Genomic DNA, 20713 nt, shown 5'->3' with positions numbered 1-20713 from the left:
TGTACGTTCGAAAGAATTTTTATATAGGATGACAAAAAAATAAATCGTATCCCAGCGTAAACGCTTATAAAAGGTATTATAGACTAGCGGGGAAATGGGATAATTAGGATGAATATACCTATTTTAAATATTCTGAATAATTTACAATGGATTATAAGAATCTATTGAAATTAGGAGGAAATCTATGAAAAAACCATTTCTATCTCTTACATTAGCTACTACGTTAGCGTTGGGAGGCGTTAGTAGTACCACTGCATTGGCGGCACCTGCTCATTCATCTCCGAGTGAAAAAGCCCCCTCCACAGATAAGCAAATTGTTAAGAGAATCAATGTCGACAAAATCTACAAGAATATTGAATACCTCTCTCAAACACCTCGCGTGGCTGGGACAGAATCGGAGTATAAAGCGGTCCAGTTCATCAAAAAGCAGTTTAAGTCATATGGCTACAAAGCGGATATTGAAGAGTTTCAATTCTTATCCTACACAGATCCTGACAAGGTGGAACTGGCTTTCGACGGATATGATGGGGAAGTTCAACCAAAACATTTAACCTATTCCGTAAATGGGGACGTTTCAGGTGATGTGGTATACGCTGGATTAGGAACGTTGGAGGAGCTTGAACAAGCCAATGTTGCCGGAAAGATTGCTCTCATACAACGAGGAAGCCTTTCTTTTGCTGAGAAAGTAGTGAATGCAGCTCAAAAAGGGGCTGTGGGAGTCATCATTTACAATAATGCAGAGGGAGATTTAAACGGGACACTCGGAGGAGTCAATGACCAATATGCACCGTCTGTCACAATTACGAAAACGGCAGGTGAAGCAGTCGTAGCAAAATTGGAAAATGGAGAAAAGGTGAAGGCCTCCTTGAAAATCGAGGGTGCTTCTTCGGGAGAAAAAACGTCCTATAATGTAGTGGCAACGAAAAAAGCAACCAAGAATATAAAGGCGAAGAAGAGTGACATCATATATGTAACCGGACATCATGATTCAGTAGCTGGGGCACCAGGTGCAAATGATGATGCATCAGGGACTTCTGTCACGCTTGAGCTTGCCCGTGTTCTGAAGGATCTGCCTACAGACACGGAAATTCGCTTCATCACCTTTGGAGCAGAGGAAAATGGATTGCTAGGTTCGCAGGATTATGTGGACAATCTATCAGAAGATGAAATCAACAGAAGTATTGCAAACTTCAATCTGGATATGGTCGGTAGTAAGGATGCTGGGGACTTGATTCTCTTGACGAACGATGGAGAACCGAATCTAGTAACGGATCTTGCACAGGCTTCTAGCAAGAGACTGAACGGTGTAGCTACCCCTTATGGAGAGGGAGGTCGAAGTGACCATGTATCCTTCTCTGAAGCAGGTATCCCTGCTGCCTTGTTCATACACAATCCATCAGAGCCTTGGTATCATTCCCCAGATGATACGATTGATAAAATCTCAAAAGAAAAGCTTCAAGATGTAGCACGAATTGCGGGGACAGCGGTCTATGACCAAGCAAAAGTGCAAGAGAAAAAACCGAAACCGAAACATAAAAAAGGTAAGAAACAAAGAATGCCTCATTTACACTTCAAACAGGATATTAGATAAATAAAGAATGCCGAGAGGATGCAGGTTGCATCCTCTTCTTTTGATTTATTTTAAAAAAAGGAGGTAAAAAGACTTAGTCACATATCGAACTTGCTGTGAGGAAATTCCTGTTGAACTATCAAAGTAGCGTATTTATCCCTATTTATCTCTCGGACTTTAATCCTTATAATGAAAAATATGTAAAATATGACATTTGTTTATTCGAGGAATTATTTATGAGGTGATTCTTTTGGGATACGTACAAGGACGGAGTGATGTTCACTCTACGTTTTTCTTTAGTGAAATGGATAGTATGAATGGGAGGAATACCCGATTAGAACAGAAGGATACATGTAGAAATATCCGATTTAAAGAAGTTGGTGTTGTAAATGACGACGATTAAACTGAATCATTCCGCCGTGACCAAGCAATTCGGCCAGGTGAAAACGGCCGTGGATGGGACGACAATGGGGGCACTGCCGGCCGATCAGCTCGGCAATAACGATCTGAGCTTCACAACGAAATGGGAGGAACGGGAAACCAATCTGGAAAAGACCTTCAATCAATATCTGACGATCGTCAAAAAGAATCTGGAAGACACCCGGGCCAACGTGGATTTACTGAAAGAGCAGGATGAAGCCATCACCCATATTGCACAGGGGTATCAGCCATTATGACGATATTCGAAGCTAAGCCTTTGAAGTCGGCCGTCAAGTCACGGGCCAAGCAATATGAGGACCTCAAGGGGCAGGTCGAAACGCTTAAAAAGGAACTCCAGGGAATCGTCGACCTTGATGAAGAATTGGCCGGAGCCGGGGCGACGGCCATCAAGAACTTTTACCGGGCACAGGTCACCGTGGCGAATGCCTGGATCGAATTATTCTCCACACAAATCAGTTTCCTAAAAGGCATTCCGGCCATATTGGAAGAAGCGGACCTATCCGGTGAAACCGTGGTCGAGGTCCCCTTTTTAGAGGGGGAAGTGACCCAAGGTCTTTCCAATGCCAAATCGATGGTGAACCAGCAGTCCACCGATCTCCAGAAGATTTTTCAAAACATTGATGATATCCTTCCACTTACGGTGTTCAAACAAGAAGATTTCCATGAGAAAATGGAAAAAGCCGAAAAAGAAAAGAATACGACCATCAAGAAAGTGAAGGATGTAGACAGTAAGCTGGTCGATGAATATGAAGTGAGCGAGGGTCAGGAAAAAGTGGCCATTGGACTTGTGCAGGCCCTCATTGAAGCCACCAGTCAGGACGGTACCATATCCCCGATGAACTTCAACCAAAGCGCCTTTCAAGCGAGTGCAGCCTATCAAGTGAAGGGCGAAGTGGCTGCCAACATGAAAGGCTACCGGGAGTTCAAGAAACAAGAGGCCGAAGCGCGGAAGCTCGAGAAGGAAATGGAAGCAATCTATGCAGGGCTGGCCAAACAGAATATTAAAAGCAATCGAAGCGATGATTCAATAATGGATTCAAATACTGGGGACTATGCTTTAACATTTGAAGGGAAAAGGAAGGTACTTGGTGGTAACGGTTCAGGAACTCCGGATGGCCTAGCCCCATATGCCATAGCGGCAACTGATTTCCTTCTAGGCGATATAGCTACTATGATTGGTCCCGGTTCCACTACAAATGAAAGAATAACCGCTGCAGCGTTCACTTTCATTAAACCCATAAAAGTCTTAGATAAGGGTCATGATGTGCTAAAAGGTGTTAAGATTAAGGATGCTGGTAAGGGTATAGATAATGCTAAAGATATAAACAAATTAAATGTTGATGATATACCAACTGCAAAGAGTGGGAATTTTAATAAATTCTTCAATTCCCTTACAAGTAATGAACTAGACGAACTTTGGAAAGATAAAAAGATTAGAAAGAAAATTGAACGTCAGCTTAGAGAACCTGGAGGTTTACATGAATGGCACTTAGTTTCAAGAGCTCCGCAATTTAAGTGTTGGAATATTGGTGCTGAAGAGATTAAAGACTTAAGAACAGCTATATCCGATGTCAAATTTGTCAATCCAAAGGGTGTTCACGGAGGATTAGGCTCAACTAAAGCACATAATGAATTGTTAGCAATAATAGATACTTCTAGCGACTATAATACATTTGTTAGACGGCTTAATAATTGGGCTAATTATAGATTAGAGGGTGGAGTTTCGTCTTTACCACAAGGTCTAAGATTAAAGTAGGAGGGTACTATAATGGAAAAACAAGGATGGGTTTCAATTTGGTTAGGGAATATTAACGATGAGGACCCAATAGGAGAGTATGTTGATTTAACGTATGATGAGGATGGCGAGTCTGTCCCTTCCCAATTCTTTATCGATTTTAATATTGATATGGATGAAACTGATGAGGATACAATAGAAAAAGCAGTCTATAAGAATAGTAGTAGTGATATATCAGCATTATTAGATGGGTGTTCGTATGAAGAAATTGTCATCCCAAAAATCCAGAAAAGTATAAACCTAAAGAAATCATATAATGCAATAATTTTAATATATAATTTTGAATATAACAATGAAATTAGTTCAACTGGTGCTTTTGATTTTATTGCTACTACTAATTATGAATAAGAGAACTCTTAAAGGTTCTAATTAGTAAGTCTCCAGGCAAAGAGATTGATATACCTGAGATAATGTAATTTATGTGAAACCTTGATTGGCAAAGTGACTTTCAAGGTTTCTTCTTTGAAGAGATACCTAGTGACGAATGAACTATTTATTACTTACAGAATAGAGATAACCCTTGCAATCCCAAATTTGATGTTTTTACAAATTATATAGTACGTACAACACCTTTTAAACGTATGCCCAATTTACTCTTAATTTTGTTAAGTAAATAACCATAATATCATCAGTTACCACCATTTTATTCTCCAAAGCTATACCTAAGGGACAACTGATTTAGAGGATAATTTTCTAACTAAATATGATGAGGGATGTTTGGTTATCCGCAGACTTTTTAGTTTATCTTACTTGTGGACATTGAATAAATACGAAGGTAAGTAAAACATATTTGGAAGGAATAATTTTAATAGGCAAAACATAAAACCTAGACGAATAAGTGGTCTAGGTTTATATGTGTTTAATATACACTTCAAGGTTTTTAGCTTCAGAAGGATATATCACTTCTTTATAGGTTTTGATGAAGGGATAAAAACCCTCTACCTGTTTTATTTTAAATAGGCTTGGGTTGTTTTAAGAGCTCGAATATTGCTATTGTAGGGATATTCATATTAAGAAGCGGAGATGTGTTTCTTTGATACATATATTAATTGCAGATGATGATCAACATATTCGAGAGTTACTCAAATTTCACTTAGAAAAAGAAGGATACATGGTGTTCGAAGCGAAGGATGGGAATGTGGCTTCCTTATTATTAGAGAAAGAACGGATTCATCTGGCTGTTGTGGATATCATGATGCCTTATAAAAACGGACTGGATCTTTGTAAGGAGATACGCGATCAATATGATTTACCGGTTATTTTACTTACGGCTAAGGATCAGCTCATTGATAAAGAAAAGGGATACTATGCCGGGACGGATGATTATCTTGTTAAACCCTTCGAGCCACAAGAGCTTTTATTTAGAATGAAAGCGCTTTTGCGACGGTACCGTATGATGAATGCTGAGTTAATAACATTAAATCAAACCATCATCGACCGAAGAAGTTATGAAGTCCGAATTCAGGGAAATACATTGCTTCTTCCGCTTAAGGAGTTTGAACTGCTTGCTCAATTAGGGAGTTTTCCCGATCAGGTTTTTACGCGGGAGCAACTTATCGAACTTGTGTGGGGAGCTTTTGAAGGGGATGACCGGACGGTGGATGTTCATATCAAACGGTTACGTGAACGATTCACAGGACGTACGGATGATTTTGTCATCACGACTGTCAGGGGATTGGGATACAAGCTGGGGGTCAAAAAATAGTGAAAACACTCTATTTTCGAATCGTTGTCCAAACGATCTTAATCATGGTGCTCGCTAGCGTCATCGCTTTTTTACTTTCTAATGTGTACTACCATCAAGTTCTTAAACCCTACAATGGAGAGAAAATCAGCAAGGTCGCAAGGGAGATCGTTTCTTTGTATGAGGAAAATCCTGATCAGGATATTGATGCTTATTTAAACCATGTATCAGGATTGCATTACCAGCTGTACTTAATCAATGAACAGGGTAAGGCTACTTCTTATGGCAAACCGTTTCATCAAACGGATTTGGATGGGGATACGGTTGCTGATGTCTTGAACGGGAAAGTCTATGAAGGGATTGAAACCTATAATAACGGGCTGTTCATTACCGGTTTTTTTGAAGATGCATTAGAAAATAGTATTGGGGTTCCGCTGAACGTGAATGGCGAAAAATACGCCTTGTTCGTTCGGCCTGATATTGAAAAGCAGTTTGGGGAAATTCGTTTTTTCCTGGCCGTTTTGCTTGTTCTTATGATCTTACTTAGTTTCTTTTTCATTATTTTTAACACACGTTTTCTTGTTAAGCCTATTACCAAATTAACGGAAGCGACAAAAAGGATTGCTGACGGGGATTATAGTGGTGAATTGAACGTTACCCGTGGTGATGAAATTGGGGATTTGGCGAAACATTTTTCGAAAATGACGCAGAGCATCCAACGTCTGGAAGACATGAGACAGGAATTCGTTTCCAATGTTTCACATGAAATTCAATCTCCTCTCGCCTCGATCCAGGGCTTCTCCCAAACCCTGCAATCGGAAGAGTTAACGAAGGAAAAACGAAAGGAGTACTTGTCCATTATTGAAAAGGAGAGTCGGCGTATGTCCGCGATGAGTAAGCAGCTTCTGATTCTCGCTTCATTGGATAAAGGAGACGATCCCCTACAGCGAACAAGCTTTGATTTAGCTCAGCAAATAAGGCAAGTGCTGTTCATGCTGGAATGGAGTTGGCGGGAAAAAGACATGGTGATTGAAATGGATCTACCATCCACCATGATTTCTGCAGACGAGAAGCTGTTAATTCAAGTATGGACAAACCTGATAACGAATAGCATTAAGTACTCTGAAAGTGGGGGTTCAATCATTATACGCATCAAAAAAATTGGCCGGATGGTCGAAGTGATCATTAAAGACACCGGTATGGGGATAGCTGATGAAGAGCTTCCTCATATTTTTGAACGGTTTTATAAAGTTGATAAAATGCGTAATCGCAGTGAGAACGGGAGTGGCATAGGTCTTTCCATTACGAAAAAGACGGTGGAACTTCACGGTGGAACGATTGCGGTTCAGAGTGAGCTAGGTAAAGGGACTACTTTCTTCGTTCGTTTGCCGCTTATGTAATCTATTGTTCATCTTCCATTCATATTGATTCATTACAATCAATGTATACCACACGAACATAAGAGACTGGATGTTCAAACGGTAACAAAAGAATTGGGAGATGAAAAAATGTTTTTAGCAATACGTGAGCTGAAACATTCAAAGGTGCGCTACTTACTGATCGGGTTGATCATGGTTTTGGTCGCATGGCTGGTCTTTATCATTTCTGGATTGGCTAATGGACTTTCAGCTGAAAATGCTTCATCGATACAAGGCATGGATGCTGACTATTTCATGATGGAGTCTAACGTGGAGCATAAACTAAACCGATCTACTATTCCGCTGGATACATTAAGTGAGGTTCGTTCTTCAACGGGTGTTGAAGGAGCGGAGGCCCTGGGTCAAATGATGTTGACCTTCAATAAAGAAGGTACATCGAAAAAGACGGACGTCACGATTTTTGCAACGGATGCCAATGGGTTCCTTGCACCCAAAATCGTGGAAGGGAAAAGCTATGATAATAAGAAGAAAGGCGAAATAGTAGCCAATGATTCTTTAAAAGAGGACGGCTATAAGGTAGGGGATACGGTAGTAGATGAATTATCCGGTAACAAATTCACTATCGTAGGATTCACCGAAAATCAATCCTACAGCCATACACCTGTTGTATACATGAACGTTAAGGGATGGCAGGGGATTAATCCTCAGTTGAAAAACACGGACGCAATTAGCACAATTGCGGTTCAAATGGATCAAGTACGTCCGTTGAAGTCTGTGTCTGATGTGGAACTCATTACGAAGGATGAGATGCTTCAAAGTATCCCGGGATTTAAAGAAGAACAAGGTACATTGGCGATGATGATAGCCTTTCTGTTTGTGATTGCTGCATTTGTTCTTGCTGTGTTCTTCTATGTCATCACTTTACAGAAGACGAATCAATTTGGAGTCATGAAAGCACTCGGAGCAAGTACTGGCTACCTTGCAAAAAGTATCGTGGGCCAAGTGTTCATGCTTGCGGTGGTATGTATAGCAAGTAGTGTTACACTAACATACGGGGTCACTTTCATCATGCCAGAAGGAATGCCTTTTGAATTAAGTACTTCTTTGGTCATTCAATATTCGATTCTTTTATTGATTGTTTCGGTATTGGGTTCCTTGTTATCACTATATCGAGTCTCAAAAATTGATGCCATTGAAGCCATTGGGAGGGTAGCATGATGAATCATAAACTATCATTTGATCACGTCAGTAAGTTTTACGGTGAAGGTGAGAACAGGGTGAAGGCTCTTGACGATATTTCCTTTCATGTGAAAGCTGGTGAGTTTGTGGCCGTTGTTGGTCCATCAGGTTCGGGGAAAAGTACTTTCCTCTCTATAGCAGGTGCTTTACTTTCCCCAAGTAAAGGTAGTTTGCTTTTAAATAATGAGGATATAACATCATTTTCTCCGAAGAAATTAACACGTGTCCGTCTAGAGAAAATTGGCTTTGTTTTTCAATCATCCAATCTTGTTCCGTACCTTACCGTACGTGACCAGCTTCTGCTTATTTCAGAACTGATTGGGCAACGTGACAAGAAAGCTGTGAAAAAAGCTGATGAATTACTTAGTCATCTCGGGCTTAGTCATCGGTGCAATCATTTGCCAGAAGAGCTTTCAGGCGGTGAGCGTCAACGGGTAGCCATTGCGCGGTCGTTGATGAATAATCCAGACATCATTTTAGCAGATGAACCCACTGCAAGCCTTGATTCAAAGCGGGGGCGAGAGGTAGTGGAAATGCTTGCGACCGAGGTGAAGTTAAGAAACAAGGCAGCCATTATGGTGACGCATGATGAGAGAATTTTAGATTTGTGTGACCGTGTCGTCAACATTACGGATGGCAAGATTCTTCTATAAAAGGTAGTATGCAGGCTACTGTATTCCGGTTTAGCGGGAGTACAGTGGCCTTTTACCATTCCTCATTTAAGAGGGGAATTATTTTAACAGATTAAGAAAATCAATGAAGGAATCCAGAAATTACGTGTTACTATATAGCAAGGAAATTGTTTATATAAAGGCGGGTAAGTTACAGATGAAGAAGACTTCTTTAGATGTTCTCATTATAATTATAGGTGCGTTCATTTTTGCGTTGGCAATCAATCTTTTCGTTATTCCCAATGATCTCGGTGAAGGTGGAGTAACGGGGATTACCATCATTTTATTCTATTTATTCCAGTGGTCACCGGGCCTGGTAAGTTTCATTATGAATGCATTCCTTCTGATTGTCGGATATAAATTTTTATCGAGGATTACAACCATTTATACGATTATTGCCGTCACCTTCCATTCTCTTTTTCTACATTTAACGGAGAATTGGAACGTTTCTTCGGATGAAATCGTAATCAATGCCATATTTGGCGGTGTGTTTGCTGGTGTAGGAATTGGTTTGATCATTCGGGTGGGCGGTACGACGGCAGGTTCTACCATTCTTGCTCGGATCACAAATAAATATTTAGGCTGGAGCATAAGTTATGGGTTATTGTTCTTTGATATAATCGTGGCCGTCTCATCCTATTTCATTATCGGTGCGGAAGGTCTCATGCTAACCATCCTTATGCTATATATTGGAACGAAAGTAATGGAGTTCATCATTGAGGGTGTAAACCCGAAAAAGGCAATCACCATCATCTCGAAAGAAGCAGATCTCATTGCGAAACAAGTAACGGTTAAAATGGATAGAGGGGTCACGGTTTTTGATGGACATGGCTACTATACGAAAGATGCGAAGGAAATTCTATATATTGTCATTAGTAAACAAGAGGTCGTCAAGTTAAAGAGAATTGTTCAGTCTACCGATAGCCAAGCTTTTATCGCGATACATGATGTAAGGGATGTATTTGGTGAGGGGTTCGTGGATATTTCGAAGTCGTAAAATCATTTTGGGAGCCAGATTGGGCTCCTTTTTTATATGGAAATAAACGGACTTTATTTCAAGGGGCCTAGCAGGGCTTTTTTTATTTCCCTGAAAATGACAAAAAAATCTGTGAATTTCGAATAAATTGTTATATTATGTAAGTAAGAATTCAACCATCATGAGGAATACAGCCATTATATATGGAGGTGTTTAGCATGATTCTTTTAAAAGTGGATGACAGAAAGTTTGGGAAGAGCAATATTAAGTACAGCGTTGTGGATAAGGAAACGGATGAATTACTTATTAGTGGTGTATTTGAGGAATTTGGACAAGCAAGTGATAAATATTATGAATTGAAGGAAGAGTATGGGTCATCCAACGTGAAAATGGTTTTGAAGTGAATGAAGGGAAGCCTTTTGGTTTCCCATTTCTCTAATGAAATACATCTTGCATTCTGAATGGTTGAAAAAGATGAAGAAATACCCAGAATGGATATCCGTTCAAATTATATAATCAGGATAAGGAATAATTCTTGGGTATTCAATCATATAATTTAGAAGAAGAAACGTAATATATTCGTAGAGTTATACATTTAATTGTAAGTAATGTCATTAAGTGGTAATATAAAGAAAAAGAAATGTAACCGATTACAATTAGGTTTGTAAGGTGGTGGTTTATCTTTCAATAGAATAGTGAAATGACAGTTTATAAGATATCTACTTTTCATACTTTATGCAAACGTTTTCTTAAAAGGTATAGGAATTTACGGAAAAGGGAGAGTTGATAGGCATGAAGCGTAAAAAATGGTATGGGGGAATCTTTTCTATTTTATTGATATTTAGTGTGGTCTTGGCAGGTTGCTCTTCTTCTACTGGCGGGGACAGTGATTCCGATAATAAAGATAAAGTGACGCTGGATATTTTCCAATTTAAAGTAGAGTTTAAGCCGCAATTTGAGACTCTGGCCAAGCAGTATGAAAAAGAGAACCCAAATGTGAAAATCAAAGTATCGACAGTTGGCGGCGGGAATGATTATAAATCAGCCATTACCGCAAAATTTGCTTCCGGTGAGGAACCAGCGGTGTTTAACATTGGCGGACCGATCGATGTGGAACAATATAAAGATAGATTATCAGATTTGAAGGATACGAAAGCTGCAGAGGCAGCACTAGATGGGACGTTGGATGGCGTTGAAGAGGACGGGCAGATTCTTGGGCTTCCATTCAATCAGGAAGGGTATGGCCTGATTTATAACAAAAGGGTCTTTAAAGAAGCCGGAATCAAGGCGGAAGAACTTACAAGCTATACAGCTCTAGAGGATGCAGTGAAGAAGCTGGATTCACAGAAAGGCAAATTGAAGCTTGATGCAGTATTCGCGTATCCGGTCAAAGAGAAATGGGTAACGGGAAACCATTTATCCAATGTCTTTTTAGCACCGGAGTTTGATGGAAACGTGTTGACGGCAAGCAAGGCGGAAACCGTCAAGTTCTCGGATGGAGACAAGTTCAAACAACTGGTCGATATTCAAAATAAATATTCTGTTCAGCCAACGGCAAGCCTTGATTACTCCCAACAAGTAGAAGAGTTATTCTCCCTTGAAAAGGTTGCAATCATCCAGCAAGGGAACTGGGTGTATAACACAGTGTATGACATGGATCCCGAATTAGCTGAAAATGGCATAGGCATCATCCCTATTCCGAATGGGGACACGGCAGCCATGCCGGTCGGGGTACCGAACTATTGGGCAGTAAATAAGAAATCGGATGAGAAAGTTCAGGAAGAAGCGAGGAAATTCCTAGACTGGATGTATACATCCGATGCAGGTAAAAAAGCTGTATTAGAAGATTTTAAATTCATTCCAGCCTATGAAGGGTATGACGTTGAAAAAATTGCCGATCCGTTATCAAAAGAAATTTATAAGTATTCACAAGAGGGAAATACCATTGGATGGGTGTTCAATGGATATCCAGTCGGGTGGAACGATGATCTGGGTGCAAGTGTCCAAAAATATGTAACCGGTAAAATGACATGGGATGAACTCGTCAAACAAAACATTGAAAACTGGGAGAAAATCCACAGTAAATAGGCATTCCGTTAAATAGGGAAACAACCAATCGAGCCTAACTTGTGTCGATTGGTTGTTTGTTCTATAAATATATCCGCTACTTACACACTATATTAGGAGGTCGGTTTCAAATGCGAAATCGAGATGCTGCATATTGGCTGTTCTTGACACCTGTTCTAGCCGCGCTCATTTTGGTCGTGATCGTGCCGCTCATTTACGGGTTTTATTATTCATTTACGAATTGGAACGGTTTGGGTACGCCCGATTTCACGGGTCTCAAAAATTATATAAACCTATTCTCGGACAAGGGCTTCCTGGATACATTTTGGTTCACCATCAAATTTTCTGTAACAGCGATTGTGGTCATAAACGTTCTTGGTTTGAGCTTGGCACTTATCGTGACTTCAAAACTGAAATCGAGCAACCTTCTTCGGACCATTTTCTTTATGCCGAACTTAATCGGTGGATTGATTCTTGGTTTCATTTGGCAGTTCATCTTCATCAAAGTCTTTGGTGCCATTGGTGATGTAACCGGCATAGAGGCATTTAATGGTTGGCTTTCCACAACCGAGACTGGATTTTGGGGATTGATCATTTTAACGTCCTGGCAGATGGCGGGATATATCATGATCATTTATATCGCTTATTTACAGGCAGTTCCTGAAGACCTGATTGAAGCGGCTAAAATCGATGGGGCCAATAGCTTCCAACGTTTTCGCCATATAACTTTTCCGCTTGTGGCACCAGCCTTCACGGTTAGTTTGTTCTTGACGCTTTCACACTCTTTCAAAATATATGATCAAAACCTTTCTTTGACGAACGGTGCGCCATACAATTCAACAGAAATGGTCGCAATGAACATTGTTAAATCGGCGTTTACCGAAAATGATATGGCTTATGCACAGGCCAAGGCCGTGATCTTTTTCGTGATTGTGGCAGCCGTTTCCTTGACACAGGTATATATCAATAAGAAAAGGGAGGTTGAGCTATGATGAGAAAGAATTGGAAGCTTTGGCTGGTCGGATTGATCGGGTTTGTATTGGCCTTGTTATGGCTCACCCCTTTTTATTTAATGATCGTAAATGCTTTTAAAATGAAACGCGAGATTTTCTCTGACACATTGGGCTTGCCGGATACCTGGACACTAGAAAATTTCACTCAGGCCTTCGAACAATTGGATTTTCTTCGGACTTTATTCAATTCCATCTTTATATCGGTTGTCAGTGTCGTGATAATTATTATCTTTTCAGCAATGGCCGCATACGCGCTATCACGAAATAAAAGTAAATTTAGTTCTTTGCTGTTCTTCGTGTTTGTGGCAGCCATGCTTATTCCATTCCAATCGGTGATGATCCCGCTTGTAGCCCAATTTGGTCAGATGGGTATGTTGAATCGCACCGGATTGATCATCATGTACTTAGGGTTTGGATGCAGTCTCTCCATATTCCTATATCATGGTACTTTAAAAGGGATCCCCATCACGCTGGATGAAGCGGCTAAAATCGATGGAGCCAACCGTTTTCAAGTATTCTGGTATATCATTTTTCCATTATTGAAACCGATGTCAATCACGGTCGGGATCTTGAATGTCATCTGGATTTGGAATGATTACCTTTTGCCATCGCTTGTTATCGGGGGTGCGGGATCTGAGACCATTCCACTTAAATTATTCTTCTTTTTCGGTCAATATACGAAACAATGGCATCTTGCCTTGGCAGGACTTACCTTGTCAATCATTCCAGTCATCATTGCGTACTTTTTTGCCCAAAGACAAATTATTAAAGGAATTGCTGACGGTGCAGTTAAATAACTATTTAGATATAGGGAATAATAAGCCCTGTGCGATGAACGGGAGTAGATGAAAATGTCTGTAACGATCAAAGACGTTGCCAAGAAAGCGAATGTCGCTCCATCCACGGTATCGCGTGTTATTCATAACAGTCCTACCATTAGTGAAAAGACAAAGCGTAAAGTACGGAAGGTATTGAAGGAAATGGGCTATCATATGAATGAAAATGCCCGGAATTTGGTTACAAAATCCACGAAGACCATTGGAATCGTAATGAAAAATTCGGCTAGGGAATCCCTGTACAATCCATTCTTTCCAGAAGTGATCCGAGGCATTGGCGACTTTTGTAATAAAGAGGGGTATAGCCTTTCGCTAACGACTGGGGAAACCGAGGATGCCATTTTTGAAGATGTCGTTAAAATGGTTCAAGGTAGACGCGTGGATGGCATGATTGTTTTGTATTCGAAGCAGGATGATAAAGTGGTGCCCTATCTAGTGAAACAAAGCTTCCCATTTGTCTTGGTAGGGAAGCCAAGGACGGATATGAGTGGCATCACTTTCATTGATAACGACAATGTTCAAGCGGCTAAGGAATTATCGGAGTTCGTCATCAATCTTGGTCATCAACGAATTGCCTTTTTAGGGGGCAGTCCTGAATTCGAAGTGATCCAGGCGCGTTTAAGCGGATTCCGACAAGCAATGGAACAGGCAAAGTTAAGCGTGCCAAAGGAAAGTATTAAACTGATTCCATTGAATCGCGCCGATGGCATAAAAGCCATCGAGGAACTGCTGAATTTACCTGAATCACCAACGGCATTTATAGTCATGGACCTATTATTGGGTGTGCTGTTATTGGGCGTGTTAGCGGAAAAGAAGTTGAAAGTTCCGGAACAAATAAGTGTCGTCTGCTTTAATCACTCGGAGTTTATCGAATTCTTAAGTACACCACTAACCACGGTCGATATTCATACGTACCAGCTGGGCTATGAAGCAGCAAAGTGCGTATTTGATTTAATCGCTGATCCTAAAATGATGGAAAAGAGTATCCGGGTTCCTACCAAAATCGTACAGCGTGAGTCACATTCCGCTATTGAAAAAGAAATTACAGAGAAATTGTAGAATTGTTTTAGCAATTAAAGCTTGATTTTTCCTAACATAAATTTACAATATAGATTACCAATGTATTTAATCTTATTATTCAAAATTATTTTTTTATTGTTTCTAACGCAAACGTTTGCGTAACAAAATAAGAGGTATTAGTTAAACATGCAGGGGAAGTCGCCGAAAAAACATATGGAGGAGATTCTGATGAAGGTTTTGGTATGGAACGAGTATCGCCATGAACAAACGAAGCCAGAGGTAGCAGAGATTTATCCAAATGGGATCCATGGCGCGATTGCCGAGTTCTTACAAGAAGATCAGATTGAGGTTAACACGGCTACGCTTGACGAAAAAGAGCATGGTCTGACGGAAGAGGTACTGAAGGAAACGGATGTACTCCTCTGGTGGGGGCATATTGCACATGATGAAGTGCAGGATGAAATCGTCCAACGTGTTCATAAGCGGGTGCTCGAAGGGATGGGCCTTATCGTCCTCCATTCAGGACACTTTTCGAAAATCTTCAAACAATTAATGGGAACGACCTGCGATCTGAAATGGCGCGTAGCGGATGAAAGGGAACGGCTCTGGGTCGTGGATCCCGCTCACCCCATCGTTGAAGGAATCGGTGAATATATTGAGCTTGAGAAGGAAGAAATGTACGGGGAGCATTTCGATATACCCGCACCAGATCAATTGCTCTTAATGAGCTGGTTTGAAGGCGGCGAAGTTTTCCGAAGCGGATGCACGTACCAACGTGGAAAAGGAAGGGTATTCTATTTCCGGCCTGGCCATGAAACGTATCCGACCTACTATAACCCAGAGATACAGCGGGTGATAAAGAATGCGGTCAAGTGGGTCAAGCCACGTTCTCACAACAATGTGGTTTATGGAAAAGCGGTACCATTGGAGAATATCTCATCCAAGAGATGAAGTGAAGGAGAGAGCAGAATGGTCAAAGTACAAGTGGGAGTCATTGGTTGTGGGAGCATTGCGAAAAATAGGCATTTTCCGGAATATGAAGCGCATCAGGAAACCGATATTGTAGCCGTTTGTGATATTGCGCAAGACAGGGCGAATGCAGCGGCACAAAGGTATGACGCAAAAGCATATACTGATTATATAGAACTCTTAAAGAATAAGGATATTGACGTGGTTAGTGTATGTACACCGAATTACCTGCATGCCCCCATCACGATCGCTGCTCTTGAAGCTGGAAAGCATGTTCTTTGTGAAAAGCCCATGGCGACCTCTTTAGAAGATGCGGAAAAAATGAATGAAGCAGCTGTAAAAAGCGGCAAGATATTAATGATTGGTCATAATCAGCGGTTTGTCCCTTCACATCAAAAAGCCAAAAAGCTAATTGAGAGTGGGGAATTAGGAAAGATTTACAGCTTCCGGACAGCTTTTGGACATTCAGGACCTGAAACTTGGAGTGTCGATGGGGAGAACAGCTGGTTTTTTAAAAAAGATCAAGCGGTCATCGGGGCGATGGGGGACTTAGGTGTTCATAAAGCCGATTTACTGCGATATGTGTTAGGCGAGGAATTTGTGGAAGTCGGAGCTTTTGTGGAAACGAGTGCAAAGCAACAGGCGGATGTTGATGATAGCGCTGCCTGCATCCTGCGAACGGGAAGCGGTATTATTGGTACCCTGACGGCAAGCTGGTCGTACGCAAAAGAAGACAACGCAACGGTCATTTATGCGGAAAAAGCCGTATTGCGTCTAGAAGACGACCCTAAATATTCACTGATTATCCATCATAAGAATGGGAAGACCGAAACCTTCGAATTAGGGGGCATCCAGACAAATGACTCTGGCGGACAGCATGATACTGGAGTAATCAGCCACTTTATAAAAAGTGTGGTAAACAATGAAGAGCCTCTTGTCACAGGAATTGAAGGATTACAATCACTAAAAGTCATTCTCGGCGCAATGGAATCAAATGCATCCAGACAAATCGTCCGCTTATAAAGGGGTTTAATAGTCATCATGTACAAATTGAAAATGGGTATTATCGGTGCTGGGGGGATTGCCCAAAAAAGGCATATCCCAGCCTTCCAAACATTACAGGATAAAGTGGTTTTATATGCAATTCAGGATATTGATGAATTGAAGGCGAGAGATGTCGCCAGGCAACATCATATTGAAAAAGTTTTTACCAATTATGAAGATATGTTTGCCGAAGTGGATGCGGTCACGATAGCCACACCGAACAAGTTTCATGCCGAGATTTCCATCGCGGCATTGCAGGCTGGTGTACATGTTTTATGTGAAAAGCCGATGGCCATCACGACTGAGGAATGTAAGGCAATAACCGATGCGGCAAACTTATCTGGAAAAGTGCTCTCCATTGCGTATCATTACAGGTTCATGAAGGAAGCCCAGGCTGCCAAAAAAATGATTCGAGCAGGTGAAATTGGAGAGCCATACGTGGCACGAGTTCAGGCCATTCGACGAAGGAAAGTCCCCGGTTGGGGCGTATTTACGAGCAAGGAATTGCAAGGCGGAGGCAGTGTGATCGATTATGGCTGTCACTTGCTTGACTTGGCTTTATGGCTGATGGATGACCCAGAACCAATCGAAATTGTAGGTTCGACATATAATTATGTCAGTAAGGGTGTCGATCAAGTCAATCTATGGGGCAATTTCGATGCTTCCGTTTTTGAAGTGGATGACCATGCAACAGCTTATATCAAATTTGCAAATGGAGCTTCTTTGTTATTTGAAACGTCGTGGGCCGCGAATATCCGCGAAGAAGCGACAGTCTTGAGTTTATCCGGAACACAGGGTGGTCTAGATGTGTTCCCGCTCATATTGAACCAGGCGAAGCACGGGATGCTTTTGAATAGTGAAGCAGTTTGGATGCCAGGTGAGGACACACCGGATCTTCAACAGGCGGCGAACTTTATCGATAGTTGCCTTGGTTTTGCCGAACCACTGGTAAAACCGGCGGAAGCCATGAAAGTATCGAAAATCATTGAAGCTATTTACCAAAGTTCCGCAAGCGGAAAAGTCATGAGCATCAATTAATGCAAAGGTGAGGTGAGGCGAGTGAAACTAGGCGTTTTTACAGTACTATTCGGACAAAAAACATTTGAGGAAATGCTTGATTATGTGGCAGCCTCTGGATTGAAAACAGTGGAAATCGGTACAGGCGGGTACCCAGGTAATGCCCATTGTCCACTGGATGAGCTATTGGAGAGTGAAGAAAAGCGGCAGAACTACATGGAAGCCATCCAATCAAGGGGGCTAGCCATCAGTGCGTTCAGCTGTCACGGCAACCCTATTTCCCCAGATGAAAGCTGGGCTAGGGAAAGTGATGAAAATCTAGTAAAGTCCATTAAGTTAGCTGCCTTGATGAATGTACCGGTCGTCAATACCTTTTCCGGTACCGCAGGTGATCACGAAGGTGCCAAATATCCGAATTGGCCGGTTGCTCCATGGCCGAACGAATATGCGGATGTCTTGAAATGGCAATGGGAAGAAAAACTGATTCCCTATTGGAAAAAAATCGCTACGCTTGCTGATGAACATCATATTAAAATTGGACTCGAACTGCATGGAGGTTTTCTCGTCCACACACCATACACCTTGTTGAAGTTACGGGAAGCCACATCGAACGCAATCGGTGCCAACCTTGACCCAAGCCATCTCTGGTGGCAGGGAATCGAACCTGTCGGCGCCATTAAAATTCTTGGAAAAGCTGGAGCCATTTATCATTTCCATGCTAAAGACACCTATCTGGACCAAGATAATATCAATATGTACGGTCTCACCGACATGCAACCATACGGCAACATCCAGACACGTGCCTGGAACTTCCGCTCAGTAGGTTGCGGCCATAGCCTCCAAGAATGGTCCGACATGATGAGTGCCCTTCGTACTTATGGCTATGACTACGTCGTCAGCATCGAACACGAAGATCCGCTCATGTCGATCGAAGAAGGTTTCCAACGAGCCGTGACGAACTTGAAAACCGTCCTGATCAACGAAAGTCCAACCGATCTATGGTGGGTATAACCGATAATGAGCAGCCTAATGGTTGCTTTTTATTTTGGAGTCGAATTGGACTTTGACCGAAAAAAGCTGGATTAGACCGATATATCTTCAACTAGACCGATAAAATGTTGAAATTGACTGATATATTACGCAGTTTGACCGATAAAAGGAATGCAGCTGCTAAAAAAAGATGCTCCCAAATCTGGGGGCATCCTCTTCACTCATCTTTTTCTTGGTGTGTAATTCAATTCTGCAAATAGTTCGTTTAATTCTTCTTTTGTCAGGTCGCGCCATTGACCGAGGGGTAACCTGTCCAAGTGGATGTTCATGATGCGAACGCGCTGCAGTTCACGGACTTCATAACCTAGTGCCGTACACATGCGGCGGATTTGCCGGTTCAACCCTTGCATTAAGGTAATGTTGAACGTATGGCGTGAAAGCGGCTTGACTTCACATGGAAGTGTTTTCGTATCCAAAATTTCTACGCCTGATGACATCTCTTGTAGGAAGGAATCAGTAAGTGGCTTATCAACAGTGACAATATACTCTTTCTCATGCTTGTTCTCTGCCCGGAGGATTTCATTTACGATATCTCCGTCATTTGTAAGCAGAATCAAACCGCTTGAGTCTTTATCAAGACGACCAACATGGAAAATGCGTAGCGGATGATTAACAAAATCAACAATGTTTCCTTTGATATGTTTTTCAGTCGTGCTTGTGATGCCTGTGGGTTTATTCAGTGCAATATATACATACTGCTGCTCCACTTTTATCGGTTTGCCATCGACACAAACATCATCGCCCGGTTCAGCTTGGCTGCCAAGTTCGGCCACAGCTCCGTTTATGGTCACTCGACCTTCAGCAATCCATTTATCGGCGCCTCGTCTCGAAGTAATCCCTGATTCACTAATATATTTATTGATTCTCAACTAAAGCACACCTTTACATTCAGATTTTCTTCTATAAAGATAACGTAAATCATGCTAGATAAACAAGGGGAAAGCTAAAATGTCTACTTAAGCAGAAACCACAGCTTTATTATCCTTCTTCTTTTTAGTGGTTAAGTAGACACCGGAGAAGACAAGAAGGCCGCCAAGAATTTGGACTATTGTGATGTTTTGACCCAACATCAAGCTTAGAATCGCAGTGAAGACGACAATGAGATTAAGGTAAACGCCAGCTTGGCTTGCATCAATATGACGCAGTGAAATGTTCCAGAAAATGAAGGAACCAACGGATGGAAAGATTCCAATATATAAAATGCCTACCATCGCTTGAGTACTTACATCAAGGTTCAGCCCCGAACTAAAGGCGAACGGAGCAGCCAGAATCAGTCCAAGTAAAACGGATACGGCGGTGGCTGATATGGCCGGGATATTTTTTATCTTTTTGGCGATGAGTGAATAGAAGGTCCAGACAAGTATCGCCAGAATCATCAACAGATCTCCTTTATTGAAGGTAAGATGGAAAATGGTCTGAAGATGTCCATTCGTTAAGACCAATAATACTCCGAATAAGGATAGAATAAGGCCAATCACATGTAGGAATGAAATGTTCTCTTTTAATAGTAAGACGGAAAACAGGACGATGACCGCAGGGGTGATCGAATTAACGAGAGCGGCATTCATGGAAGTCGTATAGGTCAAAGCCCAATACAGGAAAAAATTATAGCCGATGATGCCGAGCATGCCCATCAGTAATAGTACTTTCCATGCTTTCCATACACTTTTCCAATCGGGTTTTTCAATCCAATGAGCAAGAGGAAATAATAAGATAACAGCAATTAGCCAGCGTGAAAACGTGAGTTGAATCGGCGAAAGTTCAGCAACGACGTATTTGCCGAAAATATAATTACCTGCCCAGAATAAATTAGCCAAGATAAGAAATAAAAGAATATAAGATTTTTTCATGGGGTAGCCTCTTTCTTTAGTGATTGAATATTCAATAAATATACCAATGTAGAAAAAGGGAAGCAATATAAATAGTGAAGATTACGTTGAGG

Annotated in this window: 20 protein-coding genes; 18 read left to right on the top strand and 2 right to left on the bottom strand. The window is 41.4% G+C overall.

Annotated elements, in window-relative coordinates; all coding sequences use genetic code 11:
- Nucleotides 1-184 precede the first annotated feature (184 nt).
- The 18 genes from ACIQXR_RS10855 (at nucleotide 185) to ACIQXR_RS10770 (ending at nucleotide 18732) form a co-directional block, all read left to right on the top strand.
- Nucleotides 185-1591, top strand: coding sequence for a M28 family peptidase (locus ACIQXR_RS10855; RefSeq protein ID WP_402872122.1), 1407 nt, complete (start codon nucleotides 185-187; stop codon nucleotides 1589-1591).
- 368 nt (nucleotides 1592-1959) lie between these two features.
- A complete protein-coding gene (locus tag ACIQXR_RS10850) occupies nucleotides 1960-2247 on the top strand; it encodes a YwqI/YxiC family protein (protein ID WP_402872120.1) in 288 nt (95 codons plus the stop codon).
- Nucleotides 2244-3767 (top strand): T7SS effector LXG polymorphic toxin, encoded by a 1524-nt coding sequence (locus ACIQXR_RS10845; RefSeq protein ID WP_402872118.1) that lies wholly within the window; start codon nucleotides 2244-2246, stop codon nucleotides 3765-3767. Before ACIQXR_RS10850 ends, ACIQXR_RS10845 begins: the two co-directional genes overlap by 4 nt.
- A 12-nt stretch (nucleotides 3768-3779) precedes the next feature.
- Nucleotides 3780-4154 (top strand): immunity 22 family protein, encoded by a 375-nt coding sequence (locus ACIQXR_RS10840; protein ID WP_402872115.1) that lies wholly within the window; start codon nucleotides 3780-3782, stop codon nucleotides 4152-4154.
- Nucleotides 4155-4839: 685 nt separating this feature from the next.
- Nucleotides 4840-5511 (top strand): response regulator transcription factor, encoded by a 672-nt coding sequence (locus ACIQXR_RS10835; protein WP_402872112.1) that lies wholly within the window; start codon nucleotides 4840-4842, stop codon nucleotides 5509-5511.
- Complete coding sequence (locus tag ACIQXR_RS10830) at nucleotides 5511-6890, top strand: sensor histidine kinase (protein ID WP_402872109.1); 1380 nt, start codon at nucleotides 5511-5513, stop codon at nucleotides 6888-6890. The genes ACIQXR_RS10835 and ACIQXR_RS10830 overlap by 1 nt, the downstream gene beginning before the upstream one ends.
- 108 nt (nucleotides 6891-6998) lie before the next feature.
- Nucleotides 6999-8087 carry an ABC transporter permease gene (locus ACIQXR_RS10825; RefSeq protein WP_402872107.1) on the top strand — a complete coding sequence of 363 codons (1089 nt, stop codon included), beginning with the start codon at nucleotides 6999-7001 and terminating at the stop codon, nucleotides 8085-8087.
- On the top strand, nucleotides 8084-8761 hold the full coding sequence (locus ACIQXR_RS10820) for an ABC transporter ATP-binding protein (RefSeq protein ID WP_402872105.1): 678 nt from the start codon (nucleotides 8084-8086) through the stop codon (nucleotides 8759-8761). Before ACIQXR_RS10825 ends, ACIQXR_RS10820 begins: the two co-directional genes overlap by 4 nt.
- 175 nt (nucleotides 8762-8936) lie before the next feature.
- Nucleotides 8937-9776: a YitT family protein gene (locus tag ACIQXR_RS10815; protein WP_402872314.1), complete on the top strand. Its 840-nt coding sequence runs from the start codon at nucleotides 8937-8939 to the stop codon at nucleotides 9774-9776.
- Nucleotides 9777-9973: 197 nt separating this feature from the next.
- The gene (locus tag ACIQXR_RS10810) at nucleotides 9974-10159 is read left to right on the top strand and encodes a hypothetical protein (protein ID WP_402872104.1); all 186 of its coding nucleotides are present in this window, start codon (nucleotides 9974-9976) and stop codon (nucleotides 10157-10159) included.
- A 388-nt stretch (nucleotides 10160-10547) separates the two neighbouring features.
- Nucleotides 10548-11843, top strand: coding sequence for an ABC transporter substrate-binding protein (locus ACIQXR_RS10805; RefSeq protein ID WP_402872101.1), 1296 nt, complete (start codon nucleotides 10548-10550; stop codon nucleotides 11841-11843).
- 110 nt (nucleotides 11844-11953) lie between these two features.
- On the top strand, nucleotides 11954-12814 hold the full coding sequence (locus ACIQXR_RS10800) for a carbohydrate ABC transporter permease (RefSeq protein ID WP_402872097.1): 861 nt from the start codon (nucleotides 11954-11956) through the stop codon (nucleotides 12812-12814).
- Entirely contained in the window at nucleotides 12811-13632 is an 822-nt protein-coding gene (locus tag ACIQXR_RS10795) for a carbohydrate ABC transporter permease (protein WP_402872094.1), read from the top strand. Before ACIQXR_RS10800 ends, ACIQXR_RS10795 begins: the two co-directional genes overlap by 4 nt.
- 54 nt (nucleotides 13633-13686) lie before the next feature.
- The gene (locus ACIQXR_RS10790; protein WP_402872092.1) at nucleotides 13687-14730 is read left to right on the top strand and encodes a LacI family DNA-binding transcriptional regulator; all 1044 of its coding nucleotides are present in this window, start codon (nucleotides 13687-13689) and stop codon (nucleotides 14728-14730) included.
- A 189-nt stretch (nucleotides 14731-14919) separates the two neighbouring features.
- Nucleotides 14920-15642, top strand: a complete 723-nt coding sequence (locus ACIQXR_RS10785; protein WP_402872089.1) for a ThuA domain-containing protein — start codon at nucleotides 14920-14922, stop codon at nucleotides 15640-15642.
- Nucleotides 15643-15660: 18 nt separating this feature from the next.
- The gene (locus tag ACIQXR_RS10780; protein ID WP_402872086.1) at nucleotides 15661-16683 is read left to right on the top strand and encodes a Gfo/Idh/MocA family protein; all 1023 of its coding nucleotides are present in this window, start codon (nucleotides 15661-15663) and stop codon (nucleotides 16681-16683) included.
- 18 nt (nucleotides 16684-16701) lie between these two features.
- A complete protein-coding gene (locus tag ACIQXR_RS10775) occupies nucleotides 16702-17742 on the top strand; it encodes a Gfo/Idh/MocA family protein (RefSeq protein WP_402872084.1) in 1041 nt (346 codons plus the stop codon).
- Nucleotides 17743-17763: 21 nt separating this feature from the next.
- Complete coding sequence (locus ACIQXR_RS10770; protein WP_402872082.1) at nucleotides 17764-18732, top strand: sugar phosphate isomerase/epimerase family protein; 969 nt, start codon at nucleotides 17764-17766, stop codon at nucleotides 18730-18732.
- A 200-nt stretch (nucleotides 18733-18932) separates the two neighbouring features.
- Here ACIQXR_RS10770 and rluF read toward each other — a convergent pair whose 3' ends face one another.
- Together rluF and ACIQXR_RS10760 are read right to left on the bottom strand one after the other, a co-directional pair.
- Entirely contained in the window at nucleotides 18933-19640 is a 708-nt protein-coding gene (gene rluF, locus ACIQXR_RS10765) for a 23S rRNA pseudouridine(2604) synthase RluF (RefSeq protein WP_402872080.1), read from the bottom strand.
- An 87-nt stretch (nucleotides 19641-19727) separates the two neighbouring features.
- The gene (locus ACIQXR_RS10760) at nucleotides 19728-20621 is read right to left on the bottom strand and encodes a DMT family transporter (protein ID WP_402872077.1); all 894 of its coding nucleotides are present in this window, start codon (nucleotides 20619-20621) and stop codon (nucleotides 19728-19730) included.
- Between the last annotated feature and the right edge of the window lie 92 nt (nucleotides 20622-20713).

The organism is Peribacillus sp. NPDC097224 (genome assembly GCF_044761985.1).
In the GTDB taxonomy this organism is placed as follows: Bacteria; Bacillota; Bacilli; order Bacillales; family DSM-1321; genus Peribacillus.
Note: the sequence above shows the minus strand (reverse complement) of the source record. Positions and strands in the feature narration are given on the sequence as shown.